Source organism: Streptomyces sp. Ag109_O5-10 (assembly GCF_900105755.1).
GTDB lineage: Bacteria > Actinomycetota > Actinomycetes > Streptomycetales > Streptomycetaceae > Streptomyces.
Window position 1 is genome coordinate 7364162 of sequence record NZ_FNTQ01000001.1, and the last position, 25761, is coordinate 7389922.

At 72.0% G+C, this 25761-nt stretch carries 26 protein-coding genes; 17 read left to right on the forward strand and 9 right to left on the reverse strand.

Annotation, left to right across the window (positions count from 1 at the left end; translation table 11 throughout):
• Positions 1 to 759 carry a nucleotidyltransferase domain-containing protein gene (locus BLW82_RS33575; RefSeq protein WP_093504834.1) on the forward strand — a complete coding sequence of 253 codons (759 nt, stop codon included), beginning with the start codon at positions 1 to 3 and terminating at the stop codon, positions 757 to 759.
• Here BLW82_RS33575 and BLW82_RS33580 read toward each other — a convergent pair.
• The 4 genes from BLW82_RS33580 to BLW82_RS33595 are packed head-to-tail and all read right to left on the reverse strand — an operon-like array spanning position 685 to position 2885.
• Complete coding sequence (locus BLW82_RS33580; RefSeq protein ID WP_093504836.1) at positions 685 to 1428, reverse strand: nucleotidyltransferase domain-containing protein; 744 nt, start codon at positions 1426 to 1428, stop codon at positions 685 to 687. The genes BLW82_RS33575 and BLW82_RS33580 overlap by 75 nt on opposite strands.
• Before the next feature lie 22 nt (positions 1429 to 1450).
• Positions 1451 to 1936, reverse strand: coding sequence for a Rieske (2Fe-2S) protein (locus BLW82_RS33585; RefSeq protein WP_093504838.1), 486 nt, complete (start codon positions 1934 to 1936; stop codon positions 1451 to 1453).
• A complete protein-coding gene (locus BLW82_RS33590) occupies positions 1933 to 2517 on the reverse strand; it encodes a DUF6529 family protein (protein ID WP_093504840.1) in 585 nt (194 codons plus the stop codon). Before BLW82_RS33590 ends, BLW82_RS33585 begins: the two co-directional genes overlap by 4 nt.
• 29 nt (positions 2518 to 2546) lie before the next feature.
• A complete protein-coding gene (locus tag BLW82_RS33595) occupies positions 2547 to 2885 on the reverse strand; it encodes a hypothetical protein (protein ID WP_093504842.1) in 339 nt (112 codons plus the stop codon).
• A 123-nt stretch (positions 2886 to 3008) separates the two neighbouring features.
• Between BLW82_RS33595 and BLW82_RS44680 the strand changes: the two genes are divergently transcribed.
• The 6 genes from BLW82_RS44680 to der all read left to right on the forward strand — a co-directional run bounded on the left by BLW82_RS44680 (position 3009) and on the right by der (position 7734).
• The gene (locus tag BLW82_RS44680; protein WP_177233159.1) at positions 3009 to 3182 is read left to right on the forward strand and encodes a hypothetical protein; all 174 of its coding nucleotides are present in this window, start codon (positions 3009 to 3011) and stop codon (positions 3180 to 3182) included.
• 120 nt (positions 3183 to 3302) lie between these two features.
• Positions 3303 to 3665, forward strand: a complete 363-nt coding sequence (gene aroH, locus BLW82_RS33600) for a chorismate mutase (RefSeq protein ID WP_093504844.1) — start codon at positions 3303 to 3305, stop codon at positions 3663 to 3665.
• Positions 3662 to 4747 (forward strand): prephenate dehydrogenase, encoded by a 1086-nt coding sequence (locus tag BLW82_RS33605; protein ID WP_093504846.1) that lies wholly within the window; start codon positions 3662 to 3664, stop codon positions 4745 to 4747. Before aroH ends, BLW82_RS33605 begins: the two co-directional genes overlap by 4 nt.
• A 96-nt stretch (positions 4748 to 4843) precedes the next feature.
• Positions 4844 to 5530, forward strand: a complete 687-nt coding sequence (gene cmk, locus BLW82_RS33610) for a (d)CMP kinase (RefSeq protein ID WP_093504848.1) — start codon at positions 4844 to 4846, stop codon at positions 5528 to 5530.
• Positions 5531 to 5583: 53 nt separating this feature from the next.
• Positions 5584 to 6171 (forward strand): lysophospholipid acyltransferase family protein, encoded by a 588-nt coding sequence (locus tag BLW82_RS33615; RefSeq protein WP_093508416.1) that lies wholly within the window; start codon positions 5584 to 5586, stop codon positions 6169 to 6171.
• 78 nt (positions 6172 to 6249) lie between these two features.
• Positions 6250 to 7734: a ribosome biogenesis GTPase Der gene (gene der / locus BLW82_RS33620; RefSeq protein ID WP_093504850.1), complete on the forward strand. Its 1485-nt coding sequence runs from the start codon at positions 6250 to 6252 to the stop codon at positions 7732 to 7734.
• Between the two features lie 55 nt (positions 7735 to 7789).
• On the opposite strand, the gene BLW82_RS33625 is transcribed toward der, so the two are convergent.
• Positions 7790 to 8197, reverse strand: a complete 408-nt coding sequence (locus BLW82_RS33625; protein ID WP_093504852.1) for a hypothetical protein — start codon at positions 8195 to 8197, stop codon at positions 7790 to 7792.
• 169 nt (positions 8198 to 8366) lie between these two features.
• Positions 8367 to 9152 carry a hypothetical protein gene (locus tag BLW82_RS33630; RefSeq protein ID WP_093504854.1) on the reverse strand — a complete coding sequence of 262 codons (786 nt, stop codon included), beginning with the start codon at positions 9150 to 9152 and terminating at the stop codon, positions 8367 to 8369.
• 541 nt (positions 9153 to 9693) lie between these two features.
• On the opposite strand from BLW82_RS33630, the gene BLW82_RS33635 reads away from it, so the two are divergent.
• Together BLW82_RS33635 and BLW82_RS33640 are read left to right on the forward strand one after the other, a co-directional pair.
• Positions 9694 to 10398, forward strand: a complete 705-nt coding sequence (locus BLW82_RS33635; RefSeq protein WP_093504856.1) for a LysM peptidoglycan-binding domain-containing protein — start codon at positions 9694 to 9696, stop codon at positions 10396 to 10398.
• Between the two features lie 493 nt (positions 10399 to 10891).
• On the forward strand, positions 10892 to 11107 hold the full coding sequence (locus BLW82_RS33640) for an I78 family peptidase inhibitor (RefSeq protein WP_093504858.1): 216 nt from the start codon (positions 10892 to 10894) through the stop codon (positions 11105 to 11107).
• 105 nt (positions 11108 to 11212) lie between these two features.
• Here the strand turns inward: BLW82_RS33640 and BLW82_RS33645 are convergent, their stop codons facing one another.
• The gene (locus tag BLW82_RS33645) at positions 11213 to 12235 is read right to left on the reverse strand and encodes a phosphatase PAP2 family protein (RefSeq protein WP_093504860.1); all 1023 of its coding nucleotides are present in this window, start codon (positions 12233 to 12235) and stop codon (positions 11213 to 11215) included.
• A gap of 237 nt (positions 12236 to 12472) precedes the next feature.
• Complete coding sequence (locus tag BLW82_RS33650) at positions 12473 to 13774, reverse strand: mannosyltransferase family protein (RefSeq protein WP_093504862.1); 1302 nt, start codon at positions 13772 to 13774, stop codon at positions 12473 to 12475.
• A gap of 257 nt (positions 13775 to 14031) precedes the next feature.
• Between BLW82_RS33650 and BLW82_RS33655 the strand changes: the two genes are divergently transcribed.
• Both BLW82_RS33655 and BLW82_RS33660 read left to right on the forward strand, forming a co-directional pair.
• Positions 14032 to 15654, forward strand: coding sequence for an MFS transporter (locus BLW82_RS33655; protein WP_093504864.1), 1623 nt, complete (start codon positions 14032 to 14034; stop codon positions 15652 to 15654).
• Between the two features lie 279 nt (positions 15655 to 15933).
• Positions 15934 to 17127 carry an acyl-CoA dehydrogenase family protein gene (locus BLW82_RS33660; protein ID WP_093504866.1) on the forward strand — a complete coding sequence of 398 codons (1194 nt, stop codon included), beginning with the start codon at positions 15934 to 15936 and terminating at the stop codon, positions 17125 to 17127.
• Between the two features lie 37 nt (positions 17128 to 17164).
• Here the strand turns inward: BLW82_RS33660 and BLW82_RS33665 are convergent, their stop codons facing one another.
• Entirely contained in the window at positions 17165 to 17605 is a 441-nt protein-coding gene (locus BLW82_RS33665) for a cell division protein SepF (protein WP_093504868.1), read from the reverse strand.
• Positions 17606 to 18748: 1143 nt separating this feature from the next.
• Here BLW82_RS33665 and BLW82_RS33670 point away from each other — a divergent pair.
• The 6 genes from BLW82_RS33670 to BLW82_RS33695 all read left to right on the forward strand — a co-directional run bounded on the left by BLW82_RS33670 (position 18749) and on the right by BLW82_RS33695 (position 25711).
• Complete coding sequence (locus BLW82_RS33670; RefSeq protein WP_093504870.1) at positions 18749 to 20503, forward strand: FAD/NAD(P)-binding protein; 1755 nt, start codon at positions 18749 to 18751, stop codon at positions 20501 to 20503.
• A 61-nt stretch (positions 20504 to 20564) separates the two neighbouring features.
• Positions 20565 to 21395 carry an LLM class flavin-dependent oxidoreductase gene (locus BLW82_RS33675; RefSeq protein ID WP_093504872.1) on the forward strand — a complete coding sequence of 277 codons (831 nt, stop codon included), beginning with the start codon at positions 20565 to 20567 and terminating at the stop codon, positions 21393 to 21395.
• Between the two features lie 64 nt (positions 21396 to 21459).
• Positions 21460 to 22239, forward strand: coding sequence for a DUF1684 domain-containing protein (locus BLW82_RS33680; protein ID WP_093504874.1), 780 nt, complete (start codon positions 21460 to 21462; stop codon positions 22237 to 22239).
• A 272-nt stretch (positions 22240 to 22511) separates the two neighbouring features.
• Complete coding sequence (locus BLW82_RS33685) at positions 22512 to 23411, forward strand: S1 family peptidase (RefSeq protein ID WP_093504876.1); 900 nt, start codon at positions 22512 to 22514, stop codon at positions 23409 to 23411.
• Between the two features lie 124 nt (positions 23412 to 23535).
• On the forward strand, positions 23536 to 24393 hold the full coding sequence (locus BLW82_RS33690) for a slipin family protein (RefSeq protein WP_256216033.1): 858 nt from the start codon (positions 23536 to 23538) through the stop codon (positions 24391 to 24393).
• Positions 24394 to 24631: 238 nt separating this feature from the next.
• Positions 24632 to 25711 carry a S1 family peptidase gene (locus BLW82_RS33695; protein WP_093504878.1) on the forward strand — a complete coding sequence of 360 codons (1080 nt, stop codon included), beginning with the start codon at positions 24632 to 24634 and terminating at the stop codon, positions 25709 to 25711.
• The last annotated feature ends 50 nt before the right edge of the window (positions 25712 to 25761 follow it).

The following is a 25761-nucleotide window of genomic DNA, read 5'->3' on the forward strand; positions in this document are numbered from 1 at the left end:
ATGATCGACGACCTTGATCCGGACCTCGACCTGGCGCCCGTCGTAGCCGAACAGCCCGACCCCCTGCTGTTCGCGACCGTCTCCGGCGCGCACCTGTACGGCTTCCCGTCCCGGGACTCCGACCTGGACCTGCGGGGCGTCCACCTGCTGCCCGCCGCCGACCTGGTCGGGCTGCGCGAGCCGGAGGAGACCCGCTCGAAGACCTGGGTGCGTTACGGCGTCGAGATGGACCTCGTCACCCACGACCTGCGCAAGTTCGCCCGGCTGATGCTGCGCCGCAACGGCTACGTGCTGGAGCAGCTCCTGTCGCCGCTCGTCGCGCACACGAGCGACACGCACCGCGAGCTGGCCGCGCTCGCCCCCGGCGTGCTCACCGGCCACCACGCCCACCACTACCGCGGGTTCGCCGTCACCCAGTGGCGGCTGTTCGAGAAGACCGGCGAGCTCAAGCCGCTGCTCTACACGTTCCGGGTGCTGCTCACCGGCATCCATCTGATGCGCAGCGGCGAGGTGCTGGCCCATCTGCCCACACTCCTCGAAGAGGTGCCGGAGGCCCCCGCCCACCTGCCCGAACTGATCGCCGCCAAGGCCGAGCAGGAGCACGGCGAGGCCGCTGTGGACCACGCGCGTGTGGCGGCCGACGTGGAGCGGCTGCACGTCCTGCTCGACGAGGCGCAGAACGGCTCAGCGCTGCCCGACGCTCCCAGTGCGCACGGCGCCCTGCACGACCTGGTGGTCCGCGTGCGTCTGGAGGGCTGAGTCCCGGCGCGCCCGGAACAGGAAGCCGGCCACGCGCGCGTGGTCCGGTTCCGCCGGGAGCGGGGTGGAGCGCAGGGCCCGCTCGGTCTCCGCGGCGAGCCGGGCCATCCGGGACTCGACCGCCGCCCAGGAGACCTCACCCCGCTTCACCGCCAGGAACTCCGCGCGCCGGTCACCGACGTCGATCGTCAGCTCGCCGGTGCGCAGCAGGTCCCGGGCGCTCGTCAGCAGCCGCAGCAGGTGCATCGCGTGCTTCCAGCGCGGGGCGCCGTGCGTCCGGACGTCCGCGTCGAGCTTCCGGCGCTGGCCGACGGCGTAGCGGGTGAAGGTGTCGTAGGCGCGCCGGGAGAGGAAGGCGCCGCGCAGCGCGAGCAGTTCGCGGCCCGTGTCGTCGACGTGCTCGACCAGGGGCGAGTGCAGGCACTCCAGGATGTTCGGGTTGCCCCGCAGCGCCAGCTCGCAGAACCGCTCCAGCTCCCAGGAGAACCGCTCCTCGCCCGGCCCCTCGACGTGGGTGGGCGGCTTCTCGAAGCCCCAGAACAGGGGGGTGGGGGCGAGGAACACCCCGCGGCGGTCGGTGTCGCTGTCCTCGGTGGCAAGACCGAAGGCCCGCGACCCCATGACGCAGGTGTAGATGGTGTGGTCGCGTACCAGGTCCTCGGGCTGCATGCCGGGGAGCGTACGTGGCCGGTCAGCCCATGGTGATCGAATTTCCGCTCACCGTGATCGACTCGGCCGGCAGCGGCCGCGTCGCCGGGCCGTGGGCGACCGAGCCGTCGGCGATGTGGAACTTGCTGCCGTGGCAGGGGCAGTCGATGGTGCCGTCCACCACCCGGCTCACCGTGCAGCCCTCGTGCGTGCAGATCGCCGAGAAGGCCTTGAACTCGCCCTTCGTCGGCTGGGTCACCACGATCTTGTGGTCCTTGAAGATCGTGCCGCCGCCCTCGGGGATGTCACTCGTCTGCGCCAGCGCGTTCCCGGCGGCCGAGCTCGCCGAACCGGAGGCGGACGCCCCGGCGGTGGGCGACGCGGGGGAGGCGGGCGTCCCTGACGAGGTGGGCGTCCCGGACGTGGTGGAGGAGCCGTTGCCGTTGTTGTTGCCGCAGCCCACGCAGGCCACGGCGAGCGCCGCCGTACCTGTCGTGAGCACGGTGCGCCGAGTGGAGCTGTCGGTCATGTCGTCACCCCGAACATGCGGAAGAACCAGAATGCGGACGTCAGCCAGACGAGCGTGAGCAGGGCGAACACGAGCCCACCGACGATCGGCAGCAGCCAGCCAGGGAGTCGCTCCCAGCGGAGCAGCAGCATCTTGGCACTGAAAACACCGAAGAAGAAGCAACCCAGGATGGAGTGCCACAAAACGCGTGTTTCGTACGTCTGATAGCCCAACGCGTACAGACAGTGCACCGCCACGGGAACGGCGAGCAGGAAGGCGATCCGGCCCGACCAGCGGTGCAGGCCCGAGGACCAGCGCGGTCCCGGCAGCCGGCCGTACAGCATCAGCGCGGAGACCAGCTGGACGAGCGCGAAGAGGAGCGCGATCGAGGCCAGCCACGACTTCCCCGCGAATGTGCTGCTGAAGGCGCCGAGGCCGAAGACGCGCCCCGTCGGGTGGTGGACCGTGCCGTACACGCCGAGGGCGACCGCGACCGCGCAGGCCACCAGGACGGGGACGAGGTAGCGGGCGGGGTGCGGGCTGTGCCGGTGCGGCTCGGGCGGCGGCCAGCTCTGGGTGGCGGCGTTCGGGTCGACGGTCATGGTCGGCTCCCTCGGGTCACGGCCGGATGTCAGGGACGCACCGGGTTCGCCGTCAGCGGCTGTCCGTCCACCGTGGCGGCACCGTGGCCGCCGGCCGGCCTCGTACCGCCGTCGGGGCGCACCCGGCCCGTGATCCAGGGCTCCTCGCTCTGCCCGTCGCTGAAGTGCGCGATCACCGGCGACGGGGCCGGGGGCGCCGTGCTGATCGCCGGCGTCGGACTCGGTGGCGTCTCCAGGTGCGTCTCCCGGTGCGTCTCCTGGTACGACGACGAGAGGTTCCTCGTCCCCGCCGTCGCGTCGAGCGTCAGCGTGAGCAGGCCGAGCAGCAGACCCGCGAGCAGGGTCAGCAACGGACCGGGGCGTTTCATGGCGGACCTCCCCGAGGCGTGTCTGCCTCCATCAGAGCGGACCGGCGGGCCCGGCGTGCGGAGGCGCACAGGGACGTCTCACCCCGAGTAGCGGAATTGGGTCATAAGCGTGACATTGGGGCCATGGCAGGCAATGACCTCGAAAACATACTCGGCAGCCTCCTGGGCGACGACGGCGAGGACGGCGGGAGGCTGACCACGCTGATCGGCGCGATGAGCCACGGCCAGGGCGGCGGCTCGCTCGGCGGGCTCCTGGAGACCCTCGCGAAGTCCGCGCCGGCCGCGCAGAAGGACTAGGGACCGCAGAAGGACCGGAAACCAGGGACGTCTCAGCGGGCGGGCACGGCGCACGGGTCCGGCGGCGGTCTGACTAGGCTGGACGGAGCAAGAGGGCGACGTCAGAACAGGAGCAGCACCGTGGCGGTACGAGCGGTCCGGGGGGCCGTCCAGCTGGAGCGGGACGAGGCCGGCCACATGGACGAGCAGGTCGGAGCGCTGCTCACGGCCATCCTGGAGCGGAACGGCCTGACCGCCGACGACCTGATCAGCATCTGGTTCACGGCCACTCCCGACCTGCACAGCGACTTCCCGGCGGCCGCCGCACGCAAGCTCGGCATCGTCGACGTGCCGCTGATCTGCGCCCAGGAGCTGGACATCGCGGGCGCCATGCCCCGTGTCGTGCGGATACTGGCGCACATCGAGTCCGAGCGGCCCCGCGCCGACATCAACCACGTCTACCTCGGAGCCGCGGCCGCCCTGCGCAAGGACATCGCCCAGTGAGGACCGCGCTCGTCATCGGTACCGGTCTCATCGGCACGTCCGCCGCGCTGGCCCTCGCCCAGCGGGGCGTCGTCGTCCACCTGGCCGACCACGACCCCGAGCAGGCCCGCACCGCGGCGGCGCTCGGCGCCGGCACCGACCAGGCGCCCGACGGACCGGTCGACCTGGCGATCGTCGCCGCACCGCCCGCCCACGTCGCCGCCGTCCTCGCGGACGCGATGACCAGGGGCCTGGCCCGCGGCTACGCCGACGTGGCCAGCGTCAAGGGCGGCCCGCGCCGGGAGCTGGAGGCGAAGGGCCTGGACCTGTCGTCGTACATCGGGACGCACCCCATGTCCGGCCGGGAGAAGTCCGGGCCGCTGGCGGCCACCGCCGACCTCTTCGAGGGCCGGCCCTGGGTGCTCACCCCCACCCGGGACACCGACACCGAGGTGCTGAACCTCGCCCTGGAGCTGGTCTCGCTCTGCCGGGCCCTGCCGGTCGTCATGGACGCCGACGCCCACGACCGAGCCGTGGCCCTGGTCTCCCACATGCCCCACCTGGTCTCCAGCATGGTCGCGGCCCGCCTGGAGCACGCCGACGAGACGGCCGTACGGCTGTGCGGACAGGGCATCCGTGACGTCACCCGGATCGCCGCCTCCGACCCCGGGATGTGGATCGACATCCTCTCCGCGAACCCCGGTCCGGTGGCCGACCTGCTCGCCGAGGTCTCCGCCGACCTCGACGAGACGGTCGGCGCCCTGCGCGCCCTGCAGTCCTCGGACGAGGCCAAGCGGCGCGTGGGCGGGGCCGGCATCGAGGACGTGCTGCGCCGCGGCAACGCCGGCCAGGTGCGCGTACCCGGCAAGCACGGCTCGGCGCCGCGCACGTACGAGGTCGTGGCGGTGCTCATCGACGACCAGCCCGGCCAGCTGGCCCGGATCTTCGCCGACGCCGGGGCGGCCGGCGTCAACATCGAGGACGTCCGGATCGAGCACGCGACCGGTCAGCAGGCCGGTCACGTCCAGCTCTGGGTGGAGCCGAAGGCGGTGCCCGTGCTCACGTCGGCGCTGCGGGACCGGGGCTGGGCGCTGCGGCAGTAGGGCTGGAAACGGCGGTCCCGGGGGCCGGTAACCTTGTGCGGGGCGCACTACCGCCCCCACACCACCCACCACCCTGCACCCGGAAGGTGTCCACCCGTGGAAAACGGCGCCGTAAAGCCCGTGATTGTCGCGATCGACGGCCCCTCGGGCACCGGCAAGTCGAGCACGTCCAAGGCCGTGGCCGAGCAGCTCGGCCTGAGCTACCTGGACACCGGCGCCCAGTACCGGGCGATCACCTGGTGGATGGTGAACAACGGCATCGACCTCACCGACCCGACCGCGATCGCCGCGGTGGCCGGCAAGCCGGACATCGTCTCGGGCACCGACCCGGTCAAGCCGACGATCACCGTCGACGGCGTGGACGTCTCCGGTCCGATCCGCACCGAGGAGGTCACCTCCAAGGTCAGCGCGGTCAGCGCGGTGCCCGAGGTGCGGACCAGGATCAGCGAGCTGCAGCGGACGCTGGCCCGCGCCGCCGCGGACGGCATCGTCGTCGAGGGGCGCGACATCGGCACGACCGTGCTGCCCGACGCCGACCTGAAGGTCTTCCTCACCGCCTCCTCGGAGGCCCGCGCGGCCCGCCGCAGCGGCGAACTGAAGGGCGCCGACGTCAACGCCACCCGCGAGGCCCTGGTCAAGCGGGACGCCGCCGACTCGTCCCGCAAGACCTCTCCGCTCGCCAAGGCCGGCGACGCGGTCGAGGTGGACACCACCGAGCTGACGCTGGCCCAGGTCATCGAGTGCGTCGTCACCCTCGTCGAGGAGAAGCGGGCCGGGAAGTGAGCCTTCCGTCGCAGCGCGGCGCCGAGACCGGGCGCCGCATCGGGGTCGGCCTGATGTACGGGCTGTGGAAGCCGCGCGTGCTCGGCGCCTGGAAGGTGCCGGCGCAGGGCCCGGCGATCCTCGCCGTGAACCACTCGCACAACATCGACGGCCCGATGGTCATGGGCGTGGCGCCCCGGCCGACGCACTTCCTCATCAAGAAGGAGGCGTTCGTCGGCCCGCTCGACCCGTTCCTGACCCGGATCGGGCAGCTGAAGGTGGACCGCCATTCCACCGACCGCACGGCGGTCACCAGGGCGCTCGGCGTCCTGGAGGCCGGGGGAGTGCTCGGCATATTTCCCGAGGGCAGCCGCGGCGACGGCGACTTCGCCGCCCTCCGCGCGGGCCTGGCCTACTTCGCGGTCCGCTCCGGGGCACCGATCGTCCCGGTGGCCGTACTGGGAAGTTCCGAGCGGCGGGGACGGTTGGTCAAGGGGCTGCCCCCGCTGCGCTCCCGCGTCGACGTCGTCTTCGGCGACCCCTTCGAGGCGGGCGACGGCACCGGCCGGCGCACCCGCAAGGCCCTGGACGAGGCCACCGAGCGCATCCAGAAGCAGCTCGCCGGCCACCTGGAAAACGCCAGGCGTCTCACCGGACGCTAAGCGACACTTAGTAGTGGATCAGCCCCTTTTCGCGGCTGATCCACCGATCACCACGATGAACGACGAGGTACGGACTTCATGAACGACCACAGCCAGCCCGGCGACTCGGCTGAGCACGAGTACGACCACGGGGCGCTCGGGGACACCGAGTACGCGGAGTTCATGGAGCTCGCCGCCGAAGAGGGCTTCGACATCGAGGACGTCGAGGGCGCCATCGAGGCTGCCGGACACGGTCCGCTGCCCGTCCTCGCCGTCGTCGGCCGCCCCAACGTCGGCAAGTCGACCCTGGTCAACCGCATCATCGGCCGCCGTGAGGCCGTCGTCGAGGACAAGCCCGGCGTCACCCGGGACCGCGTGACCTACGAGGCCGAGTGGGCGGGCCGCCGCTTCAAGGTCGTCGACACCGGCGGCTGGGAGCAGGACGTCCTCGGCATCGACGCCTCCGTGGCCGCCCAGGCCGAGTACGCGATCGAGGCGGCCGACGCCGTCGTCTTCGTCGTCGACGCCAAGGTCGGCGCGACCGACACCGACGAGGCGGTCGTACGGCTGCTGCGCAAGGCCGGCAAGCCCGTCGTGCTCGCCGCCAACAAGGTCGACGGCCCCAGCGGCGAGGCCGACGCGGCCTACCTCTGGTCCCTCGGCCTCGGCGAGCCGCACCCGGTCTCCGCCCTGCACGGCCGCGGTACCGGCGACATGCTGGACGCCGTCCTGGAGGCGCTGCCCGAGGCGCCCGCACAGACCTTCGGCGGCCCCGGCGTCGGCGGCCCCCGCCGGATCGCCCTCATCGGCCGCCCGAACGTCGGCAAGTCCTCGCTCCTCAACAAGGTGGCGGGCGAGGAGCGCGTCGTCGTCAACGAACTCGCCGGCACCACCCGCGACCCGGTCGACGAGCTGATCGAACTCGGCGGCATCACCTGGAAGTTCGTCGACACCGCCGGCATCCGCAAGCGCGTCCACCTCCAGCAGGGCGCCGACTACTACGCCTCGCTGCGCACCGCGGCCGCCGTCGAGAAGGCCGAGGTCGCGGTCATCCTGCTCGACGCCTCCGACAACATCTCGGTGCAGGACCAGCGGATCGTCACCATGGCCGTCGAGGCGGGCCGCGCGGTCGTCCTCGCCTTCAACAAGTGGGACACCCTCGACGAGGAGCGCCGCTACTACCTGGAGCGCGAGATCGAGACCGAGCTCGGCCAGGTCGCCTGGGCGCCCCGGGTCAACGTCTCGGCCCGCACCGGCCGGCACATGGAGAAGCTGGTCCCCGCCATCGAGACCGCCCTCGCGGGCTGGGAGACCCGCGTGCCCACCGGGCGCCTCAACGCCTTCCTGGGCGAGCTGGTCTCGGCGCACCCGCACCCGGTCCGGGGCGGCAAGCAGCCGCGCATCCTGTTCGGCACCCAGGCCGGCACCAAGCCGCCGCGGTTCGTGCTGTTCGCCTCCGGCTTCATCGAGGCGGGCTACCGCCGCTTCATCGAACGCCGACTGCGCGAGGAGTTCGGCTTCGAGGGCACGCCGATCCATATCTCCGTGCGGGTGCGCGAGAAGCGCGGCGCGAAGAAGAAGTAGGGACGCATGGGAGAGGGGCGGCCACCGGACCCGGTGGCCGCCCCTCTCCCATGCGTCACATCCCCCGGCGCGGCGCCGGGGGAAGCGCCACCGGCACGGGCGCCATCCCGTTCTCCTGGGTCCGCCCGAGCGTCCCGATCCGCTGCCACTGCGGCGGCTGCGGCTGCCCGCCGCCGCTCCGGGCGCTGTAGGCGCCCGCGCTGTAGGCGCTGTACGAGCTCCCTCCGTACGACCCCAGGCCGTGGGTGCCGGTACTGAACGGGGCGGTCCCGAAGGCGACGAACCCCATGGACTCCTCCCCGCTGCGGTCACCCGGCAGCGTACGGAAGGCCTTGACCCACTCCGTGTAGAGCGAGTCGTAGATCGGCGTGGCCGAGAGGCTGCCCGAGGCCTCCTGAGCCACCCGGGCGGCGGGAACGGCGGAGAAGGACGGCCGGTGGGGGGGAAGGTCGTATGCGTGCACGTATGTCCAAACGACCGGCTTCTTGAAGAGATGCGGCCCGGTGGCGCCCCTTTAGGGGTGCTGGGCTGGTGGGTCCCCCCGGCCGAAGACCGGGGGAGGAACCGCGCGACCGGCCATGAACTACCCGCCGTCGCCCATACGCAGTAGTCCCCATTCCCTGGGGCGCCCCTCAAACCCCCGCGAGCGGCAGCGCGGCAGCCACCAGCTTCCCGTTCGCCGCCGCCTTGTCGATCGCGTCGCGCAGCAGATCCTCCCGGGGCTGCCGTCCGATCGACCCCACCGGTGCCGCGAACATCAGCACCTGCTGGTGCTTGTTGGCGGCCGCCCGCCACCCGTCGGTCACCTGCAGCGGCTGGTGCGCCTGCCACCATGCCACCGGCTGCCCACCCGTCGGCCCGGGCTGCAGCACCGCGTGCAGCTGACCCACCGCGAGCAGCACCGACCACCCGTGCAGCACCGGCGGCACCGCCGTCAGCTCCGGCACCGGCATGAAGCCCTGCTCGATGAGGAGCGGCAGGAAGTCGTCGCCCACCCCGTCGGTACCGGGCCGCACGATCGGCGAGGTCGGCTCCACGACCAGCGCGGGGTGCAACTCCCCGGCGATCAGCACGAGTCCGCTGGTCACCCCGAGCACCGCCTGCTCGGGCACGGACTTCCGCGCCCCGCCGCCGGGTGCGCTGTCGCCGCTGATGGAGCGGACCGCGCCCTGCAACTGCTCCTCGGTGACCTGGACGACCTGCGAGGGCAGGCAGGTGGCGTGGGCGAAGGCGAGGACGGCGGTCTCGTCGCCGATGAACAGGACGGTGCTGGTGCGCTCCTGTTCGGAGTCGCCCGGGGTGCGGCAGGACGTGCAGTCGTAGCTGCCGGGGGCGTTGTCTCCGGCGAGCAGCCGGTCGGCTTCTTCGTCGCCGATCTCGGCGCGTACCTCGTCGCTGACGTCGAGCATGCGCGGCACGGTGGCTCCCTCGGGATGCGGTACGTGAAGGCCCGGGTGGCTCCCGGCCCGTGAGCCCCCGGGGTCGCGGGCTCATGAAGGAGACAACGGGCGATCTGTGGTGGGGGTCACGCATTGGGGGGATCGGGATCGAACCATCCACTGCGCAGGGTCACCCGTGGTGCGGAATCCGGCACTCCCCGTCAACTCTTCGCAAGCCAAAGGAGTTTGACGCGGTGAAGTGAATCACAGATCCGTCGAACCGGTGGTCGACAAATCACGAAATCCTGGAATGTAGTGGGTGGCTGGAAATCGCCGCTACCCACGGTAACACTGAACTGGCCTGGCCCGACAGGGAGTTGGTTGATTTCGGGCGTTCCCGATCTCTAGATTCCTCCGCCGTGTGCAGCGAGCACCGCTCGGGTACGTCCGCCGGCCGGCACCAGGCAGAGCACCACCGCAGGACCGGCCACGGCGGACGGGGCGAGCGCGAGGAACCGCGTCCATTGCGCGGGGACCGCGTCCCGCCTGGGGGACCCCGGGTACGTGGAGAGGGAAATACATGTCCGAGTGTGCCGATACCACCCGTGAGACCGCCGCGAACAAGAACGGCTCCCGCAAGGGCCGTACGACGGCCGCCCTGGCCGGAGCGGCACTGCTCGCCCCGCTGGGCCTGCTGGCAGCCACCGGCAACGCCGCGGCGGCGGACAACGGAGTGTGGGACCGCATCGCCCAGTGCGAGAGCGGCGGCAACTGGCACATCAACACCGGCAACGGCTACTACGGCGGACTCCAGTTCTCCGCCTCCACCTGGCGCGCGTACGGCGGCACCGCCTACGCGGCGACGGCCGACCAGGCCTCCAGGGGAGCGCAGATCGCCGTCGCCGCCAAGGTCCAGCACGCCCAGGGCTGGGGCGCGTGGCCGGTCTGCTCGGGACGGGCCGGGGCGACCGGCTCGGCGCCGGAGAACGCCTCGGTGACCACGAAGAGCAGCACGGAGTCGGCGACGAAGTCGTCGAAGTCCGCGAAGTCGTCGACCACGACGACCACCCGGACGTCGGCCCCCGCGGCGAAGGCGCCGCAGCGCTCGACGGCCGGCACCGGCGGCACCTCGGCCAAGGGCGACTACACCGTCCGCGAGGGCGACACCCTGAGCCGTATCGCCGAGCGGCACGGCACCACCTGGCAGCGCCTCTACGCCGCCAACAGGGCCGTCATCGGCGACGACCCGAACCTGATCATGCCCGGGCAGCGCCTCGCGCTCTGACGCGAACCCCTGCCCCGCACCACCGTGCCCCGCCCGGTCCGACCGGGCGGGGCACGCCGCGTTTCGCGGGGGCATGTGCATGCTCCGAATGAGGGTGGGTACTCGTATGTGAGGGCGATTCATGTGCGGACGGCACGCTCCGAGTTCACGTTGCCGCAACCCCGGGCCTGCCCGCGCGGTACGGGGGTTCTGTGCCGAACCGGTGAATCTCTTATGCGGTGTCAGCTTCGGCGTGGAGCCCGGAATCGAAATGGAATGCGGGCGCCGGAGTGTCCCTGATCCCCGCTCCCGGTTCTTTCCGGCGGCTTTTCGGAAGACCCTACCGGCATCGGGGAATTGCGCTCGAATGCGCCAGGAAGACGCATGGAACCGCTCGTACGTGTGACGGAGTCCGACCGAAACGCGTGTCGTGGTTCTGTGACAGAAGTGTGACCGGGGGCGGACGCGGGACTCCGGCTTCCGTCGCCGCGGGAAGCGGCCTAGCGTGGGCCGCATGGCACCGGACACCGCTCCGCCGACGGAGCCCCAGGACAGCCCGCAAGGGTACGTAGGCCGCGACGCGGGCGACGCGGAACGGCTCGCCCGGCAGCGCGGATGGACCACCGTGCGCTCGCTGCCGCCGGGCGCGATCATCACCATGGAGTACCGGCAGGGGCGGCTCAACTTCGAGGTGCGGGACGGCGTCGTGGCGCGCGCCTGGAAGGGCTGACCGTACGACGGCGAAGGCCCCGGTTCCCGCCGTGGGGAACCGGGGCCTTCGCCGTGCCGGGGCGGCTGTGCGTACCTGGACCCCGTTGACGCCTCCGTACGGCCGTCAGCCGCCCGTCAGCGGGCGGACCGCCTGGGGGGCGCCGGTGCCGCGCGGCGGCCGCTCGGGGTGCTGCGGGCGGCGACTGCCCGCCGGGGTCACCGGTGTGCGCTCCGAGCGAGCCATGTGCGGGCCGGGCGCCAGGTGGATCGGGGCCCTGGGCGGGCGGGACAGGGAGACCGGCTCGCGTTCCGGCGCCGCCTGCTCGACGGGCGCCGGGCGCGGCTTGAGGACCACGGGCACCGGGACCGGTGCGGGCAGCGTGCTGCCGGCACGGGCGCGCCAGCGGTCGCGCAGGTCGAAGAGCCAGGTCTCGGCGCGGGCGATGAACGGCTCGCACCACGGCAGCGCCAGCAGGATCAGCAGCCCCGCCGCCCAGCCCAGCAACACGTCGCTCAGCCAGTGCGTACCGAGGTAGACGGTGGACATGCCGACGCCGAGGGAGGTGACCGCCGAGACGGCGGAGAGCCAGCGGCGGGCTCTCGGGGTGGAGGCCAGATATGCCAGAATTCCCCAGGTCACCACCGCGTTGGCGGTGTGTCCGCTGGGGAATATATCGCCGCCCAGGCCCATCTCGTTCGAGCCGATGACGGTCGCGTAGTGCGGTCCGAGACGCCCCATGCCGAGCTTGGCGGCGCCGACCGTGATGTTGAGCAGCAGCAGCGAGGCGCCGAGCGTGAGCAGCGGGCGCAGAGTGTGCTGCCGCCATGAGCGCCAGCCCAGCCAGGCCGCGACCATCACGGCGGTCGGGCCGCGCTGGCCGAGGACCACGTAGTAGTCGACGAACCAGTGGATTCCCGACCACTGCTGGTACGGCCGGAAGAACATGACCTGCCAGTCGAGCCGGACCAGCCAGGACGTGATCACGACGGCCCACACGATCGCCAGGTAGAAGGCGAGGGTCGAGGTGAACAACACGACCCGGTGCCGGCTCATCTTCGGCACATCAATGTGGGCCGGCCGTTCCGGCTCACGGTCCAGCCTGGCGAACACCCGGTCCAGACGGGTGAGGTTTCGTTCGGTACGCACCCAATCGACGTTACAGCGAGTGAGCTCTGTTCCCGGACGAAACAGCGGCTTTGTGATGACGATGTGATGTGGGAAACCTCTCAGGAGGTCTCCGAATTCTAAGGATTCCGTAATCCTCGGCGAGTCGGCCCTTCAATTCCTTTGATCATGTCGGGTCGCCGTTTTATGGCACTTATGAATTCGTTAACCAGAGCATGGGGTGGAATTCTCCGACCGCTCACCGGGGCGCGGAAGCGATCATGGAGGTCCGGAGCCGTTCAGCCAGAACGCGCCATAGACCGCCGAGGCCAGCGCCACAGCCCCCGTGACCAGCGCCAATCTGCCGGCGCGCAGCCGGGCCAGGGCCCGGGCGAGGGGCAGCAGCACCGGGAAGGCCGGCATCAGCAGCCGCGGCTTGGACCCGAAGTAGCTCGACGCGCACAGCGCGAGCGCGAGGACGACACCCGTGTAGACCAGCAAGGGGAGCGGTTGCCGCTGGCGGACGCCGGTCACGTAGAGCCACAGCAGCAGGCCGACGCCGAGGATCAGACCCGCTCCGGCCAGAGCGGACGGAAATGACGTGAACTTGTCGGCGACGAAGTGCGCGAACGCGTAGCCGCCGTCGAATCCGTTGCGCCAGCCCGCCTGCACATCCAGGTAGCCGAGTGGGCCCCGGCCGGTGCGGTGGCCCACCCACAGGACATAGGCGGTGGCGCCGACGGGGGCGAGGAGCATGCCGAGGGCGCGGCGCCTGGCGGGGCCGCCGGGGGTGGTGTTGAGGGGGGCGCGTGTCGCGTATGGTGCGCCGGTTGCCCGCGGGGCACGCCGGGCTCGGGCGGCGCTGGACGCCTCGGGGGCGCGTTCGCCGAGACGCACGCCGTCCGGCTGATCCGTACCACCGTCCCGCGCGCCTCTGCCACGATCCCGCACGAACGAGACCACCCCGGCCGCCCACAACGCCGCCACGACGGCCAGCCCCACCGGCCGGGTCAGTCCCGCCAGCGCGGCCAGCACCCCGGCGGTCACCCAGCGGCCGGTCAGCACGGCGTACAGCGACCACGCGGCCAGCGCCGTGAACAGTGACTCGCTGTACGCCATCGACTGCACGATCCCGACGGGCAGCACGGCCCACACCAGCACCGCGCAGACCCCCACCCGCCGGCCGTACACGACGTCCGCGACCGCGAAGATCCCCCAGGCCGCGGCGAGCGAGGCGAGCAGGCTCACCGTGAATCCGGCGTCGGCGTACGACAGCGGCGCGAGCGCGTGCAGCAGGCGCTCCAGCCAGGGCAGCAGCGGGAAGAAGGCCAGGTTGGAGTGGACGTCGCCGTTCGGCAGCCGGACCTCGTAGCCGTAGCCCAGGTCGGCGACCCGCGTGTACCACAGCGAGTCCCAGCGTGCCGTCAACAAGGTGTACGCGCTCGTGCCCCGTGCCGCGCTCCACCCGGCCAGCACGGCCAGGCCGAGGGCGCGTACGGCCGCGTACCCGAGCAGGGCCGGCGCCGCCCGGCGCAGGGCGTGGGCGTGCGGTGCCGCCACGGGCGTTTCAAGATCGGTCACGGGCTCGATTATCGACGGGCCGCGGAACCGGGGGTTCGCCCGGGCGTGGTGCGGAGCGGGGCAGTGGCGTACGCCACAGGAGTTCCCCGGAGAGGGTGAGAGGTCCGCCACGTGCCCCCGCGGCGGACTCGCGTACGCTGACATGTCACTCGCGTTCGCCGCGCGGGCCGGAGACTTCCGCTCCTCTCCGGCCGTACGACGGGGAGTCCCCACCCCGCCGGTCCGCCCACGCGAGTGACCATCTGGGAGGTACGTACATGTCCGGGACGACCACGGCCAACGTACGACCGCGTCGTCCGGCGGTGTCCGGGGCCGGTGCCGGTGCCAACCGCTGGGCCGTCCTCGTCGTCCTCTGCGTCAGCCTGCTGCTGGTCGCCCTCGACGCGACCGTGCTGCACGTCGCGATGCCCGCCGTCACCGAGGACCTCAAGCCCGGCGCCATCGAACTGCTCTGGATCGTCGACGTCTACCCGCTGGTCTGCGCCTCGCTGCTGATCCTGTTCGGCTCGCTCGGCGACCGGGTGGGCCGGCGGCGCGTCCTCCTCCTCGGCTACACCCTGTTCGGCATCGCCTCCGCGGCGGCCGCCCTCGCGCCGAGCGCGGCGGCGTTGATCGGGGCCCGGGCACTGCTCGGGGTCGGCGGCGCGATGATCATGCCCGCGACCCTCTCCATCCTCCGGGCGGTCTTCCCCGACCGGCGTGAGCGGGCCCTCGCGATCGGCATCTGGAGCGCGGTGGCGGCGGTCGGTGCGGCCGTCGGCCCCCTCCTCGGCGGCTTCCTCCTCGAACACTTCTGGTGGGGCTCCGTCTTCCTGGTCAACATCCCGCTGATGCTGGTGAGCCTCCCGGTGGGGCGTCTCCTCCTCCCCGAGTCCCGCGGCGACCGCGACGGCCCCTGGGACGTGCTCGGCGCGCTGATGGCCGCGGTCGGCCTGTTCGGCGTGGTGTTCGCCGTGAAGCGCCTCGGCGGCGGCGAGCCGGCGGGCAGTGCGCTGACGGTGGCGCCGCTCGTGCTCGGCGCGCTGCTGCTGGTGCTGTTCGTCCGACGGCAACGACGGCGGACGTTCCCGCTGGTCGACCTGAAGATGTTCGCGCGGCCCGCGTTCTGCACGGCGGTGGGGTGCATCGTGCTGGCGATGCTGGCGCTGGTGGGTCTCGAGCTGATCGCCGCGCAGTACCTGCAATTGGTGCTGGGCCTTTCGCCCTTGCAGACGGGGCTGCGGCTGCTGCCGCTGACGCTCGCCGCGATGGCGGCGGGGCTGGCCGGGGCGCGGCTGCTGCGACGGTTCGGGCCGCGCCGGATGGTGTGCTTCGGCTTCTGCCTGACCGCGGCGGCGGTGCTCACGCTGACGTCGATGGGCGGGACCGACAACGCGGGTCTGCTGCTCCTCGGCTTCCTGCTGCTCGGCTTCGGTCTGGAGACCACGCTCTTCGGGGCGTACGAGTCGATGCTGAGCGAGGCGCCGGCGGCGCAGGCCGGCGGGGCGGCGGCGATCGGCGAGACGTCGTACCAGCTGGGCGCCGGGATCGGGATCGCGCTCCTCGGCAGCGTGATGAACGCGGCGTACGCGCCGGGGCTGGCCGGGGTGCCGGGGGTGCCGGCGTCGGCGTCCGCGTCCGCGGGGCGTTCGCTGGGCGAGGCGTACGAGGTCGCCGGGCGGCTGGGCGGGCCGACGGGGGCCGCGCTGCGGAGGGCGGCGCGGGACTCCTATGTGCACGGGCTGCATGTGACGTTGCTGGTGAGTGCGGGACTGCTGTTGCTGGGGGCGGTGATGGCGCTGCGGTTGCCGCGGGCGATGCAGTGCGAGGACGCCGACGCCGGGGTGCCGGTGGACCTCCCCGCCCCCAGGGAGGCGGAACGCTCCCGCGTCTCCGCGTAGCCGACCGGGGCCTTCGCCGCCGACTTCTCCCACCCACGCACCACCCGTGCGGGTGGGGGGAGGGGTGGGGGGATCTGTGGGGTTGGTTCTTCGTTGGCGGGTGCGGGGCGGGACTTCTCACACGCATGTCCCGCCGGTGCGGGTTGGGGGAGGGGTGGGGGGACCTGTGGGGGTGGTTCTTCGTTGGCGGGTGCGGGGCGGGGTGGCTCGCGCGGGTGGTGCGTGGGCGGGGGAACAGGGAGACTGCAACTAGCGCTGCTAGTTTTGGGAGGGTTCTGAATGTCCGCGTCCGTGAAGCTGCCTCCGTTCGATGCCGGTGACCCGCTCGGGATCGACGATCTCCTGGAGCCCGAGGATCTCGCCGTACGGGAGACCGTGCGGCGCTGGGCGGCGGACCGGGTGCTGCCGTTCGTCGCCGAGTGGTACGAGAGCGGGGAACTGCCCGGCATCCGGGAGCTCGCGAAGGAGCTCGGGTCGATCGGGGCCCTCGGGATGTCGCTCACCGGGTACGGGTGCGCCGGGGCGTCCGCCGTGCAGTACGGGCTCGCCTGTCTGGAGCTGGAGGCCGCCGACTCCGGCATCCGGTCGCTCGTGTCCGTGCAGGGGTCGCTCGCGATGTATGCCATTCATCGGTTCGGGAGCGAGGAGCAGAAGTCGCGGTGGCTGCCGGGCATGGCCGCGGGTGACGTCATCGGGTGCTTCGGGCTCACCGAACCCGATCACGGGTCCGACCCCGCCGCCATGCGGACCTACGCCCGGCGTGACGCCGGCGGCGACTGGGTGCTGAGCGGGCGGAAGATGTGGATCACCAACGGGTCGGTCGCGGGCGTCGCCGTCGTGTGGGCGCAGACGGACAACGGGATCCGGGGGTTCGCCGTGCCCACGGACACCCCCGGGTTCTCGGCACCGGAGATCAGGCACAAGTGGTCACTGCGGGCCAGTGTCACCAGTGAGCTGGTGCTGGACGACGTGCGGCTGCCGGCCGACGCCGTGCTGCCGGAGGTCACCGGGCTGAAGGGGCCGCTCAGCTGTCTGTCGCACGCCCGGTACGGGATCGTGTGGGGCGCCATGGGAGCGGCACGCACCTGCTTCGAGACCGCCGTCGACTACGCGAAGTCGCGCGAGCAGTTCGGCCGGCCCATCGGCGGCTTCCAGCTCACCCAGGCGAAGCTCGCGGACATGGCGGTCGAACTGCACAAGGGGATCCTGCTCGCCCATCACCTGGGGCGGCGGATGGATGCCGGCCGCCTGCGTCCCGAGCAGGTCAGCTTCGGCAAGCTCAACAACGTACGCGAGGCCATCGAGATCTGCCGTACCGCGCGGACGATCCTCGGGGCGAACGGGATCTCGCTGGAGTACCCCGTGATGCGGCACGCGACCAACCTCGAATCGGTGCTCACCTACGAGGGCACCGTCGAGATGCACCAGCTGGTGCTGGGCAAGGCGCTCACCGGGCTCGACGCCTTCCGGTGAACCCCACGGCGGGGGCAGGGCCGGTGAGGGCCCTGCCTCAGCTCTGGTTGAAGAAGCCGTCCTCGCGGCGCCTGGCCGGCTCACCGCTGACGATCTCGGTGTTCGCGGGGGTCAGCAGGAAGACCCGGTTGGCGACCCGCTCGATCGTGCCGCGCAGGCCGAAGGTCAGCCCGGCCGCGAAGTCGACGACACGCTTGGCGTCGCCCGGCTCCATGGCCGTGAGGTTCACGATGACCGGCACGCCCTCGCGGAACAGCTCGCCGAGCGCGCGGGCGTCCCGGAAGCTGTCCGGGGTGACCGTGCCGATCCGGCGGCCCTTCTCCTCGGCGGTGTCCGTGGCCACCTTGACCCGGGGGTCGGTGACCCAGGCATCCCCGGGCTGCTCGGTCCCTTCGGAGTAGTCGTCGTCGTAGTAACGCTCGTCATCGTTGTCGTCGACGAGGCCGAGCCAGGCACTCGCCTTGCGTACCGATCCCATGGACGCCTCCTCTCACAGCGGTCTTTCTTGCTTCCGCATCCCTATGGTCGTCCATGATGCGGATGTCGCGCCAAGTGGATAGACGCCGCACGGGGGGTTTGTGACGGTACTGGTGCAGAGCCAAAACGTCGAGAGCCCAGGTACCCCAAGGGCGGTGGCTCACACTCCTGCTGACTGAGAGTGAAATATGATTGTTCCCGGCGTACGGGTGATGAACGGTGCGTCCGGGTGAACGGGCGGAGGCGGCCCGGAGTCTCCTCGCCGCGCCTTCCTGCCCTCTTCAACCTGCCCGCGGGGCGGTCTGACGCCCACTCAGGTCGCCGCGCCCGGCTCGGGTGCGGCGGCGGGCGGCGTCAACCGGGTTGCGCGCCCGTCACCGTATACGGAAGTACGACGGCCGGACCGCCGCCTCGGGATTCACCTTGATCCTGTTTCCGTGTCGTAAAACAAAAACATGATCGGGTACCCGCTGCCCGGATAGGTTCGCCGGCCGGAGCGCGGAGCCATTTCTCCCCGGTTCGCGCGTCCGGCAACTCGCTTCTTGATTAAGGAACTCACCGGATACGCCGGTGGCGTGAGGCCGCGCGCCAGGCGCCGTGGGGCGCGGGTTGTGCGGCGAGTGCATGTCGTACGTGGTTGCTCGCGCAGTTCCCCGCGCCCCTTTGGGGGTGCGTTGACGCGGCGGCTGTTTTCGAGGGGAGGGGGTGCGTGTGAAGGCAGGGAGAACGCGAGGAGTCCCCGCTGTTCGCGGGGCAGGCAGGGGGTCAGCTCAACAGGAACAGGACCACACTCGACCGAAGTCGATGTGGGAGCGGGTGACCAGCCACTGCTGCGGATGCATGGGCCAAGTGGAACAGGTCTCCGGTTTTCCGTCAACCGACCTGAGACGCGCCGCTCACACTCTGGACACCCTTGACAACGAGGGGAAACGGCACCGTAGAGTCGACGGACGGCCCTGCTGAGGGGCTCGGCCGTAAAGGCGCCGTACTCCGGCGCTCTGTGTGAAGGCACCCGCACCCCGTGTGCGCGTCCACCGTGTTCGATTGATCCGCCACGGAGCCTTCGCATGTCTTCCGAGACCCTTGCCAGAACCGCCACCGCCACCGTCCGCGCCTCCGGCATACCCGCGCCCGGGGCTGCCCGATGAGGCCCCAGCTGGTGATCGTGGGAGCCGGGCCGCGCGGGACCGGACTCCTGGAGCGGATCGCCGCCAACGCGCCCGAACTGTACGCCGGTTGCGGGCTCGACATCCACCTGGTCGACCCGCATCCGCCGGGCGCCGGGCGCATCTGGCGGGCCGCCCAGTCGCCGCTGCTGTGGATGAACTCGCACGCCGAGGACGTCACCATGTTCACGGACGAGACGGTGCGGATGGCCGGCCCGGTGCGGGAGGGCCCCACCCTGCACGAGTGGGCCGGCCTGGACGGCCGTACCTTCGCCGACCGGCAGATCCAGGGCCGCTATCTGCGCCACGTCCACGACCGCGCCGTCGCCGACCTCCCGGACGGCATCACCGTCCACCACCACCCGCGCCGGGCCCTGCGGGTCAGCGGGCCCCGCGAGGGCCGCCAGCAGGTCTGGCTGGAGGGCCGCCCGCGCCCGCTCCTCGCCGACCTCGTCGTCCTCGCCCTTGGCCACCTGGACGCCGAACTCGACCCGGAGCAGGCCGCGTTGGCCGCGTACGCCGACGAGCACGGCCTGGTCCACCTGCCGCCCGACTTCACCGCCGACAGCGACCTGTCCGCGCTGCGGCCCGGCGAACCGGTGCTCGTGCGGGGGTTCGGGCTCGCCTTCGTCGACCTGATGGTGCTGCTCACCGAGGGGCGGGGCGGCCACTACGACGGCGACACCTACGTGCCGTCCGGGCAGGAGCCGGTGCTGTACGTCGGGTCGCGGCGCGGCGTGCCGTACCACTCGAAGATCGGGTACGACTGGACCGGCGAACGCCCGCCGCTGCCCCGTTTCCTCGGCCCCGCCGAGACCGACGCGCTGCTGGCCAGGACCGGGGGCTTCGACTTCCGGCGGGACGTGTGGCCGCTGGTGGCGAAGGAGCTGGGCTTCGCGCACTACCACCGGCTGTTCACCGTCCATCCCGAGCGGACGGCCGTCGCCTGGCCGGACTTCGAGGAGAAGTACGCCGCGGCCGAGGGCGAGGCGGAAGTGCGGGCGCTGGTGGCGGCCGCCGTACCCGACCCGGCCGACCGGCTCGACCTCGAGGCGCTGGACCACCCGCTGGACGGGGTGCGGTACGAGTCCCACGAGGAGTTCCAGGAGGGGCTGCGCGGCTACCTCGAGGCGGACCTGGACCGCCGGCACGATCCCGCGTACAGCGCCGACCTGGCGGTGTTCCTCGGACTGCTCTCCGTCTACGGGCAGCTGGTCCGCCTCGGCGACATCGGGTCCTGGTGGCACGGGTTCTTCAGCTACCTCGCCTCCGGGCCGCCCGGCCCCCGGCTGCGGCAGATGCTCGCGCTGTCCCGGGCCGGGGTGCTGCGGTTCGTCGGCGCCGGGATGACGGTGACGGCCGAGGACGGGGTGTTCCGGGCGTCCGCCGACACGGTTCCCGGGTTCGCCGTGGAGGCGCGGGCCCTGGTCGAGGCGCGGCTGCCCGAGCCCACCGTCGGGCGGGCCCGGGACACGCTGCTGCGCGGGCTGCCCGCCGACGAGGCCGCCGAGACCGCCGACGGCCTGCTCAGGGTGGACCCCGCCGACGGGCGGATCCTCGACGGGGCCGGGCGGCCGCATCCCCGGCGGTTCGCGCTCGGGCCGTTCACGAACGGCCGTACGCCCGGCGCGTTCACCCGGCCGCGCACCGGAGGGCCGGCGTTCCGGCAGAACGACGCCACGGCGCGCGCGGCCCTCGCCTTCCTGGCCGACCTGGCGGGAGCCGGGTCATGAACGGGCGTCACGGCCGGCGCGGGTCTGTCTTACAAGCTGTCCTACAGGGAGGTTCGTGGTGATGACCGGCTCGTACGGCCGGGGGCCGCTGCATCTGGCCGCCGCGGTGGATCAGGCCGGCGTGTTCGACGTGGAGCGCTGCGTCGAGCTGGCGCGGCTGGCCGAGAGCGGCGGGCTGGACTTCGTGACGCTCGACGACCGGTTCGGGTGGCCGGAGACCGACGCGGTGGGCGCACTGGCGCAGGTGGCCCCGGCCACCCGGCGGATCGGGCTGGTGCCGGTGACGGCCGGCCCCGGGGCCGGCGTCGCCCACCTCGACCGGGTGAGCCGGGGCCGGGTCGGCCGGTGGACCGAGACCCCGGGGGCCGCGCCGGAGCAGGCCGCGCCGGAGCAGTTGGTCCGGGTGGCCGACGCCACCGAGCCCGCCGCCCGGCAGGCCGCCGCCCGGTACGCCGACGTCGCCCTGGTGCGGGCCGCGACCTCCGCGCAGGCCGCCGCCGTACGGGAGGAACTGCGGGGGCAGGCGGCGGAGTTCGGGCGGGAGCCGGAGGCCCTGCGGGTGCTGGTGAGCCTTCTGGTGGATCTGGGCGACGGGGAGCGCGCGGCCGAGCCGGGGCACGGGGGCGGCGGGCCCCGGCAGACCGTGCAGGGGCCGCTGTACCGGGGTGGTCCGGTGGATCTGGCGGAGCTGGTCGCCGGCTGGCACGGCGAGGGCGCCACCGACGGCTTCCACCTGGTCCCCGCCGAGTCGCGCCGCGACCTGGAGCGCCTGGTCAACGGCACCGTGGCGCTCCTTCAGCACCGCGGCCTCTTCCGCACCTTCTACCCGGGCAGCACCCTGCGAGAGCACCTCGGCCTCGCCCGGCCCGCCGGGCAACTCACGGCACCGTGAAATACCTTGCGCAGAGGAGAGGCATGACAGGAGCGACGACGGAGCCGACGGAAGGACTGATCGTATGAACGCGGTCGCGGCCGGAGACTGGAAGCACTGGCACGCACACCGCGAGGAGACGGCGTCGGCGCCGTACGGGCCGCTCGCGCTGGTCGGCAGTCACTGGATCGAGGACCATCCGGACGGCCGGCTCCCCGCCCTCCCCGGAATCTGGGCGGCCGACGGGGACGGCGTCGTGCTCACCGCGACGACGGCCGACGGCCTGGCCCTGGACGGCGAGCCCTTCACCGGCGAGGTCCGGCTCGCCGCCGACCCCGAACCCTCGGCCCGGGTCACGCTCGGCGAGCGCAGGCTGGTCGTCCTGGTCCGCGAGGGCATATGGGGGATACGGGAGTACGACCCGGCCGCCGGGGCCCGCCGCGCCTTCCGTGGCATCGACGCCACCCCGTACGACCCGCGTTGGTCGGCGCCGGGACGCTTCACGCCGTACGCCGGTCAACCGCGCGCCGTCCGCGTCGGCACCGCGGACGGAGTGGAGCGCGCGCTCGTGCTCGCCGGGGAGCTCGGCTTCACCCTGGCCGGGCGGGAGCTGACGCTCCGGGGCGCCGAGCAGCCCGACGGCCGGCTGTGGGCGGTGTTCGCCGACACGACCGGCGGAGCGGGCAGCTTCCGGTTCGGGTTCCTCTATTCGGCCGCTCCGGCCGCCGACGGCTCGACCACCGTCGACTTCAACCGGGCACAGCTGCCGCAGTGCGCCTTCGCGGACCACTTCATCTGCCCTTTCCCGCCGCCGGGCAACACGCTGGACCTCGCCGTCGAGGCGGGGGAGCGGCAGCTCGCCTGAGGCATCGGGCGGACATTCGACGGATATTCGACGGACCAGGGCAGGGTGTCAACTCGCCCGGACCGCAACGGGATCACACAAATTCGGCATGGTTCGAACACGGTCGCACGGCCGAAAGGCACCCTTGCGGGTACCGGTCGTTCGCCCGAATACTCCCCCACAGCGCTTGTCAGGGGCATTGCGTGTCCGAAATCCGGGCGCCACCCACTGGCTGCGCCTCACGGGCCCCGACCCCACGCGGGCCCCCGACTTCCCCTGGGAGGGAACGACAAGTGAGGATCAAGCGCACGACCCCCCGCAGCGGTATCGCGAGACGGACCCGGCTGATCGCCGTGGCCTCCGGTTTCCTGGCCGCGGCAGCGTTCGCCGTCCCCACCGCGAGCGCGAGTGACGTTCACACCTTCAACGCCAGCGAGCTGAAGGCCGTGAACAGCTCCGTCCTGAAGGCGGACGTCCCCGGCACCGCCTGGGCCGTCGACAGCAAGACCAACCGTGTCGTCGTCACCGTCGACTCCACGGTCTCCAACGCCGAGATCGCCAAGATCAAGCGGCAGGCGGGCGTCAACTCCGGCGCGCTCACCATCAAGCACACCCCCGGCACCTTCAAGAAGCTGATCACCGGCGGCGATGCCATCTACGGCGGCTCCTACCGCTGCTCCCTCGGCTTCAACGTGCACAGCGGCAGCACCTACTACTTCCTGACCGCCGGGCACTGCGGTGAGGTGGCCTCGACCTGGTACAGCAACTCCGGCCACACCACGGTCCTGGGCACCAACGTCAGCTACAGCTTCCCGAACAACGACTTCGCGCTGGTCCGGTACACCAACAGCTCGATCGCGCACCCGAGCGCGGTCGGCAGCCAGACCATCACCAGCGCGGCCACCCCGGCCGTCGGGACGACGGTGTACCGCCGCGGTTCGACCACCGGCACCCACAGCGGCCGGGTCACCGCGCTCAACGCCACCGTCAACTACGGCAGCGGCGACGTCGTCTACGGCATGATCCAGACCACGGTCTGCGCCGAGGGCGGCGACAGCGGCGGCCCGCTCTACGGCGGGTCCGTGGCCTACGGTCTGACCTCCGGCGGCAGCGGCGACTGCACCTCCGGCGGTACGACCTTCTTCCAGCCGGTCACCGAGGCGCTGAGCTACTACGGCGTGAGCGTCGGCTGACGATCCTCCCGGATCGCCTCTTCCGGTGGGCCCCCGTACGCAACCGGCGTGCGGGGGCTCCCTTTTGACGGGGTGGCGGAGTTACCGTCGAAGGACCAATGGAGTCACCCCCTGGGGGGCCGGCATGGTCGAGGCGTTGGTGGCGGCCGGGGCCGCTCTCGTGTCCGTCGGAGCGGTCTACGCGCTGGCCGCGGCACGGGTCGTCAGGCAGTACGAACGGGGCGTGGTGTTCCGCCTCGGCCGGCTGCGACCGGAGGTCCGCGAGCCCGGGTTCACGATGATCGTCCCGTTCGTGGACCGGCTCCAGAAGGTCAACATGCAGATCGTCACGATGCCCGTGCCCGCGCAGGAGGGCATCACCCGGGACAACGTGACCGTACGCGTCGACGCCGTCGTCTACTTCAAGGTGACCGGGCCCGCCGAGGCGGTGGTCCGGGTCGAGGACTACCGCTTCGCCGTCTCGCAGATGGCGCAGACCTCGCTGCGCTCCATCATCGGCAAGAGCGAGCTGGACGACCTGCTGTCCAACCGGGAGAAGCTCAACCAGGGCCTGGAGCTGATGATCGACAGCCCGGCCGTGGAGTGGGGCGTCACCATCGACCGCGTCGAGATCAAGGACGTCTCGCTGCCGGAGACCATGAAGCGGTCCATGGCCCGGCAGGCCGAGGCCGACCGTGAACGCAGGGCCCGCGTCATCAACGCCGACGCCGAACTGCAGGCGTCCAAGAAGCTCGCGGAGGCGGCGAAGGAGATGTCGGAGCAGCCCGCCGCGCTCCAGCTGCGGCTGCTGCAGACGGTGGTGGCGGTCGCCGCCGAGAAGAACTCGACGCTGGTGCTGCCGTTCCCGGTGGAGCTGCTGAGGTTCCTGGAGCGGGCGCAGCAGCAACTGCCTCCAGCGGCCGGGGCCGATGGTCCCGGCGGGACCGAAGGGGCGGCGGGGGCGAATTCCGGCCAGGGACAGCCGGGGGACAGCCGGGGCTGACGTCGCTGTCGGCCGTCCGTTGCTCGCCCGCGGTGTTTGCAGAACGAATTCTCCTGCGGTGATCGGCGACTGTGAAGGGTCCGGGCACGGGGGGCGCACAACATCCGCGCACGCGAGACCTGAAGTCGACCTTGTGTGCTCCCTGTGGGGCTCGGAATAGTGGGCGGCCGTCAACCAGCCTTCCGGCCCTCGCGGTCCCCACAACCGCACGGGCCGACCCCCCACAGGAGGACATGAGTTGAAGCACCGACGCATACCCAGGCGCCGGGCGGCGCTCGCCGGCACGGGTGTCGCCGCGCTCGTCGCCGCCGGAGTGACCTTCCAGAGTGCGAACGCCAGCGAGCCCGCCAGGACCGCCGCACCGCGGATCCTGTCCGCCCCGGCGGCCGGAAAGCTCGCCTCGACGCTCGCCGCCGACCTCGGCACCGGTGCGGCGGGCACCTACTACGACGCGCGGTCGAGGAACCTCGTCGTCAACGTGCTCGACGACACCGCAGCCAAGGCCGTCGAGGCGGCCGGGGCCAAGGCGAGACTCGTCGCCAACTCCCTCGCCGAACTCGACGGCGCGCGCACCACCCTGAAGCAGGACGCGACCATCCCCGGCACCTCGTGGGCGACCGACCCGGTCGGCAACAAGGTCGTCGTCACCGCCGACCGGACGGTCACCGGGGCCGAGCTGGCCAAGCTCACCCAGGTCGTCGACGGGCTCGGCGAGAAGGCCGAACTCCGTCACGCGGAGGGGAGGTTCAAGCCCTTCGTCGCCGGCGGCGACGCGATCACCGGCTCGGGCGGGCGCTGCTCGCTCGGCTTCAACGTGGTCAAGGGCGGCGAGCCGTACTTCCTGACCGCCGGCCACTGCACCCAGGCCATCTCCACCTGGTCGGACTCCTCGGGCGACGTGATCGGCCAGAACGCCCAGTCCAGCTTCCCCGGCAACGACTTCGGGCTGGTCAAGTACACCTCGGACGTGGCCCACCCGAGCGAGGTCGACCTCTACAACGGCTCCGCCCAGCAGATCACCGGAGCGGCCGAGGCCACCGTCGGCATGAAGGTGACCCGCAGCGGCTCCACCACCCAGGTCCACGACGGCACGGTCACCGGCCTCGACGCCACCGTGAACTACTCCGAGGGCACGGTGAGCGGGCTCATCCAGACCGACGTGTGCGCCGAGCCCGGCGACAGCGGCGGTTCGCTCTTCTCGGGCAGCAACGCGATCGGCCTGACCTCGGGCGGCAGTGGCGACTGCACCTCCGGCGGCGAGACGTTCTTCCAGCCGGTGACGGAGGCACTGTCGGCGACGGGGGCCCAGATCGGCTGAGGCCAGGCCCGGCTCCCGGCACTTCGGCCGTCCGGCACACACCGTGTCAC